Raw genomic sequence first — 15547 nt, forward strand, 5'->3', positions numbered from 1 at the left:
GAAAATTTTTGAGCTTTTGAGTTAGCTCAAATTTTCAGAATAACTTTTTAACTTACACACTTTATGAGATGGTACCTTGTTTTGTTTGGTTAATTACTATTGATGGTTATCACTTTTTATAAAGATGATAGCCATCAATTTTTTTAATAAAGGTTCTAAATTCTATATAGATGAATTTAAAATTTTCTGCTTTACATCATCGATGTAGGATCTACCGATAATGTATCTAAGCCCTTCAATCTCTATACTATTTCCTTCAAGAGTGTCAATTTTATGTATAGAAATAGTGAAAGAACGATGTATTCTTATAAAATCCCTTGCAGGTAATAAATTAGTGAAGTCAGTTAATGTGCTGTGAACTATATATTTACTGCTAATGGTATTTATTTTTAAGTAATCTTTTAGACTTTCAATTACTAAAATTTCATCTAGAAAGATCTTCTTCATTTTTTTCTTATCAATCTTAACAAAAATGAAGGGACGTTCCTTATTAGTTTCTATAGTATGTTTACCATTTATAGGATCCAGCCTTTTATCTACCTTGTTGATAGCTTTCATGAATCGAGGGAATTCAATAGGTTTAACGAGATAATCTAGAACATCTAGTTCATATGTTTCTAGTGCAAATTCATTGTAAGCAGTCGTCATTATGACAAGGGGAGGAGCTTCTAAACTTTTAATGAAATTTATTCCGTCCAGTACAGGCATGTTGATATCTAAAAAAATGACGTCAATACTATTGCTTTTTAAAAATTTCAAACCATCTATAGCATTATTAAATGTAGAAATTAATTCAAAATTCTCAAAATTATCTAAGTAATTTTTAATAATGTTAATTGCTAACGGCTCATCATCTATAATTAAACATCTTACTTTCATATCTTTATTATTTCTTAACTCTAGGTAGCTTTTAGAAGGAGCTTCTTTAAAGAAGTATTAATTTATTTAAGATTTAGCTAACTAACTCTTATTTTAAGCTTAACGACAAAACTATTGTTTTTATTTTTAATGGTTAGTTTATAATCATTCTTTTTATATCCTAATTCGAGCCTTTTTGTTACGTTAGCTAATCCAATACCATTTGTAGCATTAATATTTTCTTCAGAGATGATTGTATTAGGCATTGGATTTGAAATCGAAAAGTAAAGAAAATCTTCTTTTATTTTAAATTTAATATCGACTTTAACGTTTCCGATGTTTTTATTTACCCCGTGTTTAAAGGCATTCTCAATGAATGATAGTAATAATATAGGAGCAATTTTTTTGTCTTCAATGTCACCAGAAATAGCCATATTTACTTGAAGTCGATTATCGTGACGGATCCTTTCCAGATCTAAGTAGTTTTGAATACAAAGAATTTCATTTTCTAATGATTGTCTTCCATTTTTGGTTTCGTAAATCATATAGCGCATTAACTCAGATAACTTTAAGATGATTTTAGGGGTCTTATCAGACCTATCGACTGATAAGGAGTAGATATTATTTAAGGTGTTAAAGAAAAAATGAGGAGAGACTTGAGCCTTTAAAAATAGTAATTCAGTTTCTAATTGTATTTTGGTAAGATCAGCAGCTCTTTTATTTTCATTTAAAAAATCAAGCGTTATTTTTATAGCAGTAGCGAAAGTAATTACGTAAAGTTCACCTATCATAGTGTCAATAGCATATGTAAGATTTATTCGATCAATACTTTGCGGACCTTCTGGCCAAACCTTGTGACCTAATAAATAATAGGTAAGTTCAAACTTTACAACCATCATTATTAAAAGTGCCAATAGAATAGCAATAATATAGCTAAAATATTTTTTTTTGTAAACCAAGTAGGGCATTAATACAAAAATATTCAAATAACACAAAATCATATGGATAGGGAAACCCAATAAATTTGATTTAAAAGAATATAAAAAATCATTAAAATAACTGCCCCAGCGAAAAGTATTGAAAGAGAAGTAAATTAACCAAAAGATGACATGATGTGTAACTGAAATTTTGTAAAGTTTATTAGAGGTAAAATTCATTTGCTAAAATTGGATTTGTAACTGCTTTTTTGATGTTTAACATCGTTTAGATGTTGTCCGTCTAAATTTGTTTTAAGAGTGGTTAAATTTATGAAAATTTAAAGTTAAATTAAGATAGTTAACATATGAAGAGCAAGATTTTATTTATTTTAGTATCAGTGCTTATTTATAGTTGTAAAGATAATTCAACTAAAAGGGAGATTAAAAAAAACTTCACGGCTTTTGTAAATCCATTTATAGGGACGGGTGGCCACGGACATACGTATCCAGGGGCTACGGTACCTTTTGGGATGGTACAAGTGAGTCCTGATAATGGAAAGTCGGATTGGGACTGGTGTTCGGGTTATCATTATTCAGACTCTATTATTGTTGGGTTTAGTCATTTGCATTTGAGTGGAACAGGTATTGGAGACTTAGCTGATATTTTATTAATGCCAATTAATAAAAAAGTAGATTTAACTATCAAAGCTACTTCACGAGATGAAATTCCTTATCGATCATTTTACTCTCATTCTAATGAAAAGTCTAGTCCTGGTTATTACCAAGTGTTTTTACAAGATCCAAAAGTAAATGTTGAGTTAACGGCAACACAGCGTACCGCATATCAGAAATATACTTTTGCTAAAGGGGACGAGCAGTCTGTAGTAATTGATTTGGGTTATGCCATTAACTGGGATAAAGCAGTGAAAACGAGTTTGACTCTCGAAGATGAGTATACATTGAGCGGCTATCGTTTTAGTACAGGATGGGCCAAAAATCAAAAAGTGTTTTTTGTAGCCAAATTTTCTAAGCCTATAAAGAATCATATTCTTGCTAGCAATCACAAAATAATTGATGGAGCTGCTTCTGAAGGCGAAAAAACTTCAACTCAATTATTTTTCGATACTAATAATAATACCGAATTAGTAGTAAAAGTAGCAGTTTCATCAGTTAGTGTTGCTAATGCAAAAGATAATTTGGATTCAGAAACTTTTGATGTTGCTAGAACTGCAGCTGAAAATGTTTGGAATAGTTCTTTGGCTAAAATTGAAGTTGAAACTCCTATAGATTCACTTAAAACTATTTTTTACACGGCAATGTATCATGCTCAAATTGCTCCTGTAACTTACAGTGATAAAAACGGACAATATCGAAAAGAGAATGACAGCATCGTTACTGCTAAGAACTATACGGCTTACTCTACCTTATCACTGTGGGATACTTTTAGAGCTGAAAATCCTTTGTTAACATTAATCGCTCCGGATAAAGTTTCAGATATTGTAAACTCGATGTTGTCCTATTATGATACTAAAAAGATATTACCTGTTTGGACGCTTTATGCTAATGAAACTAATACTATGACAGGCTATCATTCTATTCCTGTAATAGTAGACGCGTACCAAAAAGGAATTAAAGGTTTTGATGCTGAGAAAGCATACGAAGCTATGAAAACCACAATGATGCAAAACGAGCGTGGTTTGGACTTTTATAAACAATTTGGATTTATTCCTTATAATTCGCTTGATGAGTCTGTCACTATTACTTTAGAATACGCTTATGATGATTGGTGTGTTGCTCAAATGGCAAAAGCGTTGGGTAAAGAAGCAGATTATGAATATTTCATGAATCGTTCTAAAGCATATCGCAATTTATTTGATCCAAAAACCGGTTTTATGAGAGGTAAATCTAAAGACGGAAAATCTTGGAATGAACCTTTCGACCCTAAACATTCAAACCACAGAGAACAAACAGATTATACTGAAGGAAACGCTTGGCAACACAGCTGGTTTGTGCCACAAGATGTTACAGATTTTATTTCACTACATGGAAGCAATGAAATCTTTGCTAGCCGCTTAGAAAAATTATTTACTGAAAGTTCTGAGATTACAGGTGATAATGTATCTGCGGATATTTCGGGATTAATAGGTCAATATGCACATGGTAACGAACCGAGTCATCATATTTCTTATTTATTTAATAGTGCAGGACAGCCCTGGAGAACACAGTATTGGGCACATTATATTTTAGAAACACAATACAATACAACGCCAAACGGATTAAGTGGAAATGAAGATTGTGGTCAAATGTCTGCTTGGTATATATTTAGTTCTATAGGTATATACCCTATGAATCCAGCATCTGGAGTGTATCAGATAGGAAGTCCAATTTTTGAGAAATCAACGATAACACTTGCCGATGGTAAAACATTCGTGATTGAAGCAGAAAATGTTTCTAAAGAGAATTTTTACATTCAGTCAGCTACACTAAATGGGAAGAGATTTGATCAAACGTCTATTTCTCACAAACAAATTACACAAGGTGGTGTTCTGCATTTTGAGATGGGGTCAGAGCCAAATAAAAAATGGGGTTTAACAAATAATAACAAAAGGGGATAATGGATATCATCGATTTAAGTATAATTATAATTTACATCCTGATAACTATTGGTATCGGTATTTGGATTTCTAGAAAAGCATCAAATGGCTTAGATGACTATTTCCTTGGTGGTAGATCTATAAAATGGTATTACTTAGGTTTAAGTAATGGATCAGGAATGTTTGATGTTTCAGGAACAGCCTGGATGGTAGGGATTTTGTTTTTGTATGGGGTTAAAAGTTTTATGCTAATGTGGCTTTGGCCAATATGGAATCAAATTTTTGTGATGATGTTCCTTGCAGTTTGGATAAGAAGATCTAATATAATGACAGGTTCTGAGTGGATTTTAACGCGTTTCGGAAACGATAGGGCAGGAAAGGCTTCTCATATTATTGTTGCTGTTTTTGCTATAATTTCAACGATAGGTTTTATAGCTTATTTCTTTGAAGGTATTGGTAAATTTTTGACTGTAATTTTACCTTGGGATTTAGCGGTTCATTTTAACGGATCGGTATTTTTAAATTCAGAACAGTCATATGCTTTAATAATTATCTTTTTAACGACACTTTATACCATAAAAGGAGGGATGTTCTCTGTTGTTGCGACAGAAGTGTTACAATATGGAATCATGGTGCTTTCAGGAGTACTTGTGGCAGGATATACTCTAATAAATTATACTGATATACAGATTAGTTCTGTTATTACAGAAGAATGGAAGAATGTTTTCTTTGATATGGAATTAGATAGTCATTGGTCAGGTAAATATGAAGTATTTGATAAATTAATCAATACCGAAGGCTATAAAATGTTTGGTGCATTAATAGGAATGTCATTATTTAAAGGCTTTTTTGCTAGTATTGCAGGACCTACCCCAAGCTATGATTTACAAAGGATCCTTTCTACTAAATCAGTTAAAGAAGCGGCTTATATGAGTGGTTTTACAAATTTAATTCTATTTATTCCAAGGTATTTATTGATTGGAGGAATTGTAGTGATAGCATTGATGACACTCGCTCCACAGATGAGTAATAATCCTGCATTGAGCGGAGGTGACTTAGAGATTTTGTTGCCAACAGTAATTAATTTTCATGTCCCGGTAGGGATTAAAGGATTGTTGTTAGCAGGATTATTAGCAGCTTTTATGTCTACTTTTTCAGCATTTGTAAATGCAGGGCCTGCTTATATAGTGAATGATATTTATAAAAAGTATTTTATACCAGTCGCTACAAGTGCGCATTACATAAAAGTTAGCCATATAGCTTCTTTTCTTATTGTAGGTTTAGGTGTTTTTATGGGTTTCTTTGCTGATTCTATTAACTCGTTGACTTTATGGATAACCAGCGCATTATTTGGTGGTTATGTGGCTGCTAATTTCTTAAAATGGGTGTGGTGGCGTTTTAATGGTTGGGGTTATTTCTGGGGAATGTTTGCAGGACTTGTTGTCGCTTCTTTACAATTTGTATTGGGTCAAAGTAAAGGTCATTTTACTGAAGGAACACTATTTTACGAACTGTCTGAATTAAAAGATATCTATATGTTCCCAATTATTTTTAGTTTTTCAACACTGGGTTGTTTATTAGGTACATTTTTGACAAAACCTACAGATAGTAAAGTTTTAAAATCATTTTATACAAATGTAAGACCTTGGGGTTGGTGGAAACCTGTGTATACCGAACTACAGATTGAAGATCATTCTTTTGAAAAAAACAATAATTTTTTAATGGATATGATGAACTGTGCCATCGGAATTGTATGGCAATCGAGTATGATTGTACTTCCTATATTTTTACTAATTAGAGATTATCCAAAAATGATCGTTTCCCTAGTTGTCTTTTTAATAACTTCGATAATTTTAAAGTATACTTGGCTAGATAAAGTTCGAAAAATTGAAGACTAAATATTTCTTTTTTGGAAAAAGACAAAAACAAAGATTACTAAAATAAAACAACAAAAATGAATAAAATTCCATGGCAAGATAAGCCAGAAAAGAGTACTGATGTAATGTGGAGATATTCAAATAACCCCATTATTGATCGAAATGCAATTCCGTCTTCTAATAGTATTTTTAATAGTGCTGTGGTTCCTTTTGGGGACGGATTTGCAGGAGTTTTTAGATGTGATAATAAAGCGGTGCAAATGAATATATTTGCAGGTTTTAGTAAAAATGGAATTGACTGGGATATCAATCACGAACCTATTGAAATGAAGGCGGGTAATACTGAAATGATTGAATCAGCATATAAATACGATCCACGGGTGGTATTTATTGAAGATCGTTATTGGATTACATGGTGCAACGGATATAACGGACCAACAATAGGTATTGGTTATACCTTTGATTTCAAAGAATTTTTTCAATGTGAGAATGCTTATTTGCCTTTTAATCGAAATGGTGTTTTGTTTCCACAAAAAATAGACGGTACATATGCTATGTTAAGCCGTCCAAGTGATAACGGACATACACCTTTTGGAGATATATGGATCAGTTATAGTCCAGATATGAAGTATTGGGGAGAACACAGATTAGTTATGAAACCGACTCCCTTTGAGGACAGTGCTTGGCAGTGCACCAAAGTTGGGGCAGGACCTATTCCTATTCTTACTGACGAAGGTTGGTTGATGTTGTACCACGGAGTTATCAATACTTGTAATGGTTTCCGTTATGCAATGGGTGCGGCTATTTTAGATACAGAAAAACCGGATAATGTGAAATATCGAACACAACCTTATTTGTTAGGACCAACGGTAAATTATGAACAAGTAGGTGATGTACCTAATGTGGTTTTTCCATGCGCAGCTTTACATGATTTAGAAGAGGATAAATTAGCGGTTTATTATGGTGCTGCAGATACTGTGGTAGCGCTGGCTTTTGGTAAATTAAGTGAAGTTGTTCAATTTACAAAAGATAATAGTTTATAAAATGATGCGAGATAAAAGTAAAATACTGTCATTAATTTTAGGTTGTTTTTCGTTGTTGAGTTATGCTCAATCAAAAAGCGAAATTATCCCCAAAAGCCACGTTGCTTATAAAACTCCAACTGCAATAGTTATCGATGGTGAAGCATCAGAAGCAGCTTGGGAAAAGGCAGAGTGGACGACTCCTTTTATAGATATTGAAGGTGTCAAAAAACCAAAGTATGATACTCAAATAAAAATGCTTTGGGATGACAATTATTATTATATACTTGCAAAAATGGAGGAACCTCATGTTTGGGCCAATTTAAAACAACGCGATACCATTATTTTTTACAATAATGATTTTGAAGTTTTTATTGACCCAGATGGAGACACTCAAAATTATTATGAATTAGAAATAAATGCTTTAAATACAGTATGGGACTTATTTATAAATAAACCTTATCGAGAAAAAAATGTCGTTTTAAATGATTGGGATATCAATGGTTTAAAGTCAGCGGTAAAAGTAAATGGAACGTTGAATAACCCATTAGATACAGATATTGGATTGGTTTTAGAAATGGCAATTCCTTGGGCTGCATTTAGAAAATCGTATGGAGAGGATAACGTGCCTAAAGATAATTTTTGGAGGGTGAATTTTTCTAGAGTAAACTGGCAGCATTCAATCATTGACGGTAAATACGAACGAAAAAAAGATCCGAAAGGAAAGTTCTTGCCAGAATACAACTGGGTTTGGTCTCCTATGGGAGTGATTAATATGCACGAACCAGAAAAGTGGGGCTATGTCTATTTTTCTTCTAAAGAGGTTGGGAATAAAGATTCTTTCACGGTTCCACAGGACGATAAAATAAAATGGGAATTGTTTAGTCTCTACAGAAAACAAAAAACATATCACAAAACACATAAATCTTGGGCTAAATCACTAGCTACGATTTCAAAAGGAAATATTACAGTTGATGGTAAAACTTTAAAACCAGTACTGGAAAATTGTTTGTCAGGCTATACTATTTCAATTATAAGTCCTTTTTCTAATAAAACCTTAGTTATAAAAGAAGATGGCCAATTTTTAGAAAAAAGCAATTAATTCGAATAAATCTATTTTAAATAAATCGTAATGATGACTCTTTTTAAACAATACAATACATTAATTAGATCAAGTTTTATAATCGTAATTATAAGCAGTTTTTTTGCTTGTTCTTCATTAGAAAAAAATCAGAAAAATAAAAACCAAGACTTAAAAATTATAGGTTACGTTGCGGGTTATGAAGATTTTGATCCAGCAAAAGTTGACGCCGCAAAGTTGACACATATTAATTATGCTTTCGCGAATATTGTTGATGGAGCTGTTCAATTTGAGTTAGCTACAGATAGTATAAAAATCAGTAGCTTGATGCATCTTAAAAAGAAAAACCCTAATTTGAAAGTATTATTTTCAATAGGCGGTTGGGTTTGGTCAGATCAATTTTCAGATATTGCTGCTTATAGTGATTCAAGAGAAAAATTTGCTAAAAGTGCGGTTAAATTAATGAAATCCTATGATTTTGATGGTATTGATGTTGACTGGGAATATCCAGGGCAACTTGGGGAGGATAATATTTTTAGAGCTGCTGATAAAGAAAATTTCACCTTATTATTGAGTGAATTACGAAAACAATTAGACATTCAGGATAAAGTTGCTAAAACACATTATTTATTAACTATAGCAGCGGGAGCAAATCAAAAGTACATTGATCATACTGATTTAAAAAAGGCGCATCAATATCTTGATTTTATAAATGTGATGTGCTACGATTTTTATAGTGGACCGTTTCATCAAACAGGACACCATGGTAATTTATACCCTTCTAGTGATGTGAAATTTGTTGGGAATAACGGAGCTAGTACAATTACTAGGTTACTAAAAGTGGGTATTCCTGCGAAAAAACTTATTCTAGGAATTCCTTTTTACGGTAGAAAATGGGAAAAGGTATCACCAGAAAACAATGGACTGTATCAGTCTGCCGAAACGGCAAATGATATTATCTCTTCTTGGAAAATAGCCGAAGAAATGCAGTCTGGAAAATTTAAAAAATTATATGATAAAGAGGCAAAAGCATCCTATTTATGGAACGCAGAAGACCGTGTTTTTATATCTTATGAAACACCAAAAGAAATAAAATTAAAATCAGAATTTATTAAACAGCAGGGACTTGGCGGTGTTATGTTTTGGGAATATAGCTTAGATAATAACAAAGAATTATTAGAGCAACTTTTTGAAAGTATTAAAAAATGATAAAATGAATTATAAACTAATTAATTACCATTGAAGATGAAATATACAGCAATATTTATAATTGGCTTACTTTTTATAGCGTGCAATAGTAAAATAGGAGGCGAAGATTCAAATCTAACCGAAGGCAAGGAAGAAACAAAAGAAGCTTTTCAGTTTGGTGCGTGGATAAGTGCAGATGCTAAAAAATCGGATGCTTTTTATGCAACTGAATTTAAAAAATACAAAGAGGGTGGAATTGACGCTCTTTTAATTAATACAAACACAGATGCTGAACTTCTAAGACGATTAGTTCCTGTAGCTAAAAAAGAAGGATTAAAAGTTCATGCCTGGATTATGGCAATGAATCGTCCTGGGGATTCTATTGCGCTCCAGCATCCAGAGTGGTATATGGTTAGTAAAGATGGGAAATCGTGTTTTGATACTCGTCCCTATGTGGACTATTACCAATGGCTTTGCCCTACAAGGAAAGAGTCTAGAAATCATGTACTAAGTCTAGTTGAAGGTTTGGCAAAAGTGGATGGAATTGAAAGTGTGCATTTAGATTATATTCGTTTTCCAGATATTTTTTTGCCAATAGGATTATTGCCTAAGTATAACTTAAAACAAGAGTTTGAAATGCCAGAATACGACTTCTGTTATTGTGATACTTGTATTGCTGCTTTTGAAAAATTACACCATAAAAATCCGAGAGAAAGTAAAAACACCTCAATCGATATGGAATGGAAAAACTTTAGATTAAATGCTATTAAAGCAGTGGTTGACGATGCGTACAAAATAGTACATAAACACAATAAAAAATTAACAGCTGCGGTATTTCCTTATCCAGAAATGGCAGACCACATGGTACGTCAACGCTGGGATAAATGGAATATTGATGAAGTTTACCCTATGATCTATCATAACTTTTATAATGAAGAAATTGATTGGATAGGATATGCAACAAAACAAGGTGTATCTGATTTAAAAGACACCAAAATTAGAATTAACACTGGAGTTTATATCCCTGGATTACAATCAGAGGAGGAACTGAAAGAAGCGATTGTTTTAGCTAAAGAAAATGGCGCTAAAGGAATTACATTTTTTGATGGTTCGGCTTTAACAGTGGCAAATCTAAAAACGATAAAAGAAACTAAGGCAAGCCTAAAATAAAAATAAAAAAATGAGAAAACTTGGTTTTATATTTTTAGTAGCATTCACATCTTTATTAATTTGTTGCAAGAAAAAAACAACATCTGAGCAAATTAAATTAACGAGTCTTGTTAACCCATTTATCGGTACAGACGGTCCTGGAAATACCTATCCAGGAGCTACAGTTCCATTTGGAATGGTTCAATTAAGTCCAGATATTGGTGTTCCAGGATGGGATAGGATTGCAGGTTATTTTTATAAAGATTCTATTATTACTGGTTTTTCACACACACATTTAACGGGTACAGGTGCAGGAGACTTATACGACATTCTAGTAATGCCTACAAATAGTCGATTCACTAAAAAAATTGCCGAAAATAATTATATGCCTTTTTCTAAGTTTTCTCATGATAAAGAGGAGGCTTCACCAGGATATTATACGGTAGATTTACTAGATTATGGTATTAAGGCAGAACTTACCACAACGGCTAGAACTGGAATTCATAAATATACATTCCCAAAAGACACTTTATCTCAAATTAATATTGACTTAGGATATGCGTTAAACTGGGATGCTCCTACTAAAACACATTTAAGTGTGGTTGACGATACAACTATTGAAGGATATAGAATGTCTACGGGTTGGGCAAAAGATCAGCGCCTTTATTTTGTTATAAAACTTTCAAAGCCTTTTAAGTCTTTTCAAATATTTAAAAGTGATACACTGGCAAGCAGTCCAGTAATTGCAACAAAATCAAAAATAATATTGAATTATTCGACTAAAGATAATGAAGCTATTGTTTTAAAAACAGGTTTGTCTACCGCTTCTATTAAAGGAGCATATAAATCTTTAGAGATTGAAGCTCCTGATTTTGATTTTGAAAAATATAGAGTTAAAGCAGATTCTATTTGGGAGAAGCAACTGCATAAGATAGAGGTTACAACATCTAATGAAAACGATAAGAAAATTTTCTATACAATGATGTATCAATCCATGCTAGCTCCCACACTTTTAAGTGATCATAACGGAGAATATAAAGGCGCTAATGGAAAAGTAATGAAGGCAGAAGGTTTTGATCGATATGATACGTTTTCATTATGGGATACCTACCGTGCGGCACATCCTTTGTATACAATCTTACATCCAGCGAGAGTTTCTGATATGATTAATTCCTTATTGGCACATTATAAAGAAACAGGATTGTTGCCTGTATGGTCATTGCAAGGAAACGAAACGAATATGATGATTGGTAATCATGCTATACCTGTAATTGTCGATGCCTACTTAAAAGGTATAAAGAATTTTGATGTTGACTTGGCGTATAAAGCGTGCAAAGAAAGTTCGATGGTTAATTCAAGAGAGTTAGATGCTTATAAGAAAATAGGATATGTTCCTGTAGGAGATCAAAACGAGAATTGGTCAGTATCAAAAACCTTAGAATATGCCTATGATGATTGGTGTTTAGCAGAGTTTGCCAAAGCACTGCATAAAACAGCTGATTATAATTATTTCTTAAAGCGTTCTGAAAACTGGAGGAATTTGTATGATTCTAAAAGTAAGTTTATGAGACCAAAATTAAAAGATGGAACTTTTATAAGTGACTTTATTCCTAAAGAGTATAGCGCCTATTTTTGTGAGAGTAATGCTTGGCAATATTTCTGGTCTGTTCCTCAAAATATTGAAGGCTTAGTTAAAACAGTTGGTGGTAGAGATGCTTTTGATAAAAAGTTAGATACTATGTTCAGTTTAGATCCGTTGCCAGAGGATAAACTTCCTGTTTTTAGTACGGGAATGATTGGTCAATATGCCCACGGGAATGAGCCAAGTCATCATGTAGCTTATTTGTATGATTATGTAAATAAACCTTGGAAAACACAAAAATTAGTAAGAGAAATTTTAAAGACACAATATAAAAACACACCCGGCGGACACTGTGGTAATGAAGATTGCGGCCAAATGTCTTCTTGGTATGTATTTAGTTCTCTCGGTTTTTATCCTGTAAATGCAGCACAAGGAATTTATGCTTTTGGCTCACCTTTGTTTGAATCGGCAACTATTAATTTAGAAAACGGGAATAAATTTATTGTAAAAACAATTGACAATAGTGATGAGAATTTCTACATACAATCTATTACATTAAACGGTAAAGCAATCGACAGATACTATATTACTCATAAAGAAATAGAAAAGGGAGGGACTTTGACCTTTAAAATGGGGAGTACTCCAAATAAAAAGACAAGTAATACCATGGCTTTGTCATCATCAGTTTTTTAATTGAATATAAAAAAATGCAAAAAACAAATTGATGTGCAATTTTAGATAGAGACTGTTAGTAGAGATTGTGTGATTAAAAGAACACTATTTTCTTAGATTAAAAGCGTTGTGCTACCATTTTTAAATTACACCGTTTAATTAAAAATTAATAGAAACCAAAATGAATAAAGTCAACCGCTTATTAATTATAGTGTTTATTGCAGTTACCAATGTTTGTTTAGGGCAAAAAGTATTTACTCAAAAAGAGATCCAAATCATTCCGAAACCAAATGAAATGGTGCTTTCTGATGGAGTGTTCGGATTTTCAAATGAAACAAAATTTGTCATTAATGATAATGCTCAAAGAGATATTACTTCCGCATTAATTAACAAATTAGAAAAAGCTTCGGGACTAAAATTTGCTGTTGTTTTAAAAGCACCTAAAAGTAATTTTGTTCAATTAATAATAGATGATAGTTTTGAAAAAGAAGCTTATGAATTGAAAGTTTCTAAAAAAAGTGTAGTTATTACTGCTAAAGGGAGTGCTGGATTTATGTATGGTCTAGAAACTATGAGACAATTATTGCCCATTGCAATAGAAAGTGAAATCGTAGTTGCAAATACAATATGGGAAATTCCTGCAATCGATATAAAAGACAAACCTCGCTTTCAATGGCGCGGATTGATGCTTGATTTATCAAGACATTTTTTTAATAAAGAATATATTTTAAAAACTATTGACCGTCTAGCGATGCATAAGATGAATGTGCTGCATTTACATTTAGTAGATGATCAAGGATGGCGGATCGAAATTAAAAAGTACCCGAAATTAACTGAAGTTGGTGCATGGAGGGTTAATCAAGAATACAAAGCCTGGAATGCTAGAGCAGTAAATAGTCCAACGGATAAAGGATCATATGGTGGTTTTTTAACCCAAAAAGAGTTAAAAGAGATTGTAAAATATGCACAGTCCAAGAATGTAGAAGTTATTCCTGAAATCGAAATGCCGGCGCATGTAAGTTCAGCGATTGCGGCGTATCCTGAATTGTCTTGTTTTGAAAATGCCATTGGTGCCCCCTCGGGAGGAGTTTGGCCCATTACTGATATTTATTGCGTCGGCAAAGAAAGTACTTTCGAGTTTTTAGAAAATGTGCTAACTGAAGTAATGGAAATTTTTCCTTCACAATATATTCATATTGGTGGTGATGAAGCTACCAAAGACCATTGGAAAACCTGTCCTAATTGCCAAAAAAGAATTCAAAAAGAAGGCTTAAGAGATGTAAACGAATTGCAAAGTTATTTTATAAAACGAATTGAACAATTCATCATCTCCAAAAATAAAAAATTAATAGGTTGGGATGAAATTCTAGAAGGTGGTTTAGCTCCCGAAGCAACTGTTATGAGCTGGAGAGGAACTAAAGGCGGAATTGAAGCCGCTGAGCAAGGACATGATGTAATTATGACACCGGAATCGCATTGCTATTTTAATTTTTACCAAGGTCCTCAAAATGAAGAGCCTTTAGCGTTTAATGCTTTTTTACCTTTAAATAAAGTATATGCTTTTGATCCTGTTGTGGAGTCGATGACTCCCGCAGAAGCAAAACATGTTCTTGGTGGTCAAGCTAATTTATGGTCGGAATACATCACTTCAGAAGCACTTTCAGAGTACATGCTTTTCCCCAGACTAACCGCCTTGTCTGAAGTTTTATGGAGCACAAAAGAATCTCGTAACTGGGAAGGTTTTTCTGAAAGATTAGGAACGATGTTTAAGCGTTATGATACTTTAGGAATAAACTATGCTAAAAGTGCTTATATGATAACAGCAAGTAGCATAGTAAATGTGGATGCTAAAAAAGTGTTCTTAAGTTTAGAAAATGAATTTCCTAATCCTGACATTCGATACCTGATTGGGGATAAAGATATAAGTGAAAACGCAATTAAATACACTAATCCTATTGAGGTTGCAGGAACTACATTATTAAAAGCTTCTTTATTTAAGGATGAAAAACGTGTAGGGAAAGTTTTTATTGATACCATTAAGCTTCATAAAGCGGTAGCGAGTAAACTGACTTTTAAAACACCATTTAGTGATAGTTACAAAGGTGATGGTTCTTTGAGTTTGGTAAACATCATCAGAGGAACTAAGAATTTTCACGATGGACAATGGCAGGCTTGGTTAAAAGACGATATGGAGGTAGTTATTGATTTAAAAAAAGAAAAAGAGATTCAGCAAGTGATTTTAGGCAGCTTAGAAAGTCAAGGATCGGGAATTTATTTTCCTACTGCAGTGACTGTTTCAATCTCTAATGATAATATTAATTTTGAAGAAGTTGGAAAGTTAACGCGCGCTTTTTTATCAAACGGGAATGATGAACTTAATGACTTTAAAATTGATTTTGTTAAAACGAAGGCAAGATTTTTAAAAGTGGTTGCTACTAATTTAAAAAAGAGTCCTAATGGCGGCGGAAGCTGGCTATTTGTGGACGAAATTCAGGTAAATTAAAATTTCTAAGTAATATTAGCTTAAGTTTAAGCTGAAATTGAGAATGATTTTACGACAGGTTTAATCCGTGCTTGGACATTAAAAATATAAACAAATACTAAATA

General features: G+C 32.7%; 10 protein-coding genes. 8 read left to right on the top strand and 2 right to left on the bottom strand.

Annotation, left to right across the window (positions count from 1 at the left end):
* Positions 1–162: 162 nt before the first annotated feature.
* On the bottom strand, positions 163–879 hold the full coding sequence (locus QO182_RS09180; protein WP_371538499.1) for a LytR/AlgR family response regulator transcription factor: 717 nt from the start codon (positions 877–879) through the stop codon (positions 163–165).
* Positions 880–956: 77 nt separating this feature from the next.
* Entirely contained in the window at positions 957–1757 is an 801-nt protein-coding gene (locus QO182_RS09185; RefSeq protein ID WP_371538501.1) for a sensor histidine kinase, read from the bottom strand.
* 383 nt (positions 1758–2140) lie between these two features.
* Between QO182_RS09185 and QO182_RS09190 the strand changes: the two genes are divergently transcribed.
* The 8 genes from QO182_RS09190 (at position 2141) to QO182_RS09225 (ending at position 15443) form a co-directional block, all read left to right on the top strand.
* Complete coding sequence (locus QO182_RS09190; RefSeq protein ID WP_371538503.1) at positions 2141–4390, top strand: GH92 family glycosyl hydrolase; 2250 nt, start codon at positions 2141–2143, stop codon at positions 4388–4390.
* Positions 4390–6267 carry a sodium:solute symporter family protein gene (locus QO182_RS09195; RefSeq protein WP_371538504.1) on the top strand — a complete coding sequence of 626 codons (1878 nt, stop codon included), beginning with the start codon at positions 4390–4392 and terminating at the stop codon, positions 6265–6267. The genes QO182_RS09190 and QO182_RS09195 overlap by 1 nt, the downstream gene beginning before the upstream one ends.
* A 56-nt stretch (positions 6268–6323) precedes the next feature.
* Positions 6324–7289, top strand: coding sequence for a glycosidase (locus QO182_RS09200; RefSeq protein WP_371538506.1), 966 nt, complete (start codon positions 6324–6326; stop codon positions 7287–7289).
* A 4-nt stretch (positions 7290–7293) separates the two neighbouring features.
* Positions 7294–8370, top strand: coding sequence for a carbohydrate-binding family 9-like protein (locus QO182_RS09205; protein ID WP_371538518.1), 1077 nt, complete (start codon positions 7294–7296; stop codon positions 8368–8370).
* A gap of 30 nt (positions 8371–8400) precedes the next feature.
* A complete protein-coding gene (locus QO182_RS09210; RefSeq protein ID WP_371538507.1) occupies positions 8401–9558 on the top strand; it encodes a glycoside hydrolase family 18 protein in 1158 nt (385 codons plus the stop codon).
* Positions 9559–9594: 36 nt separating this feature from the next.
* Positions 9595–10707, top strand: coding sequence for a family 10 glycosylhydrolase (locus QO182_RS09215; protein WP_371538509.1), 1113 nt, complete (start codon positions 9595–9597; stop codon positions 10705–10707).
* 10 nt (positions 10708–10717) lie between these two features.
* Complete coding sequence (locus QO182_RS09220) at positions 10718–12961, top strand: GH92 family glycosyl hydrolase (protein WP_371538510.1); 2244 nt, start codon at positions 10718–10720, stop codon at positions 12959–12961.
* 160 nt (positions 12962–13121) lie between these two features.
* Positions 13122–15443 (top strand): family 20 glycosylhydrolase, encoded by a 2322-nt coding sequence (locus QO182_RS09225; RefSeq protein ID WP_371561142.1) that lies wholly within the window; start codon positions 13122–13124, stop codon positions 15441–15443.
* Positions 15444–15547 lie beyond the last annotated feature (104 nt).

This window comes from Flavobacterium sp. Arc2, assembly GCF_041431385.1.
Taxonomy (GTDB): Bacteria; Bacteroidota; Bacteroidia; order Flavobacteriales; family Flavobacteriaceae; genus Flavobacterium.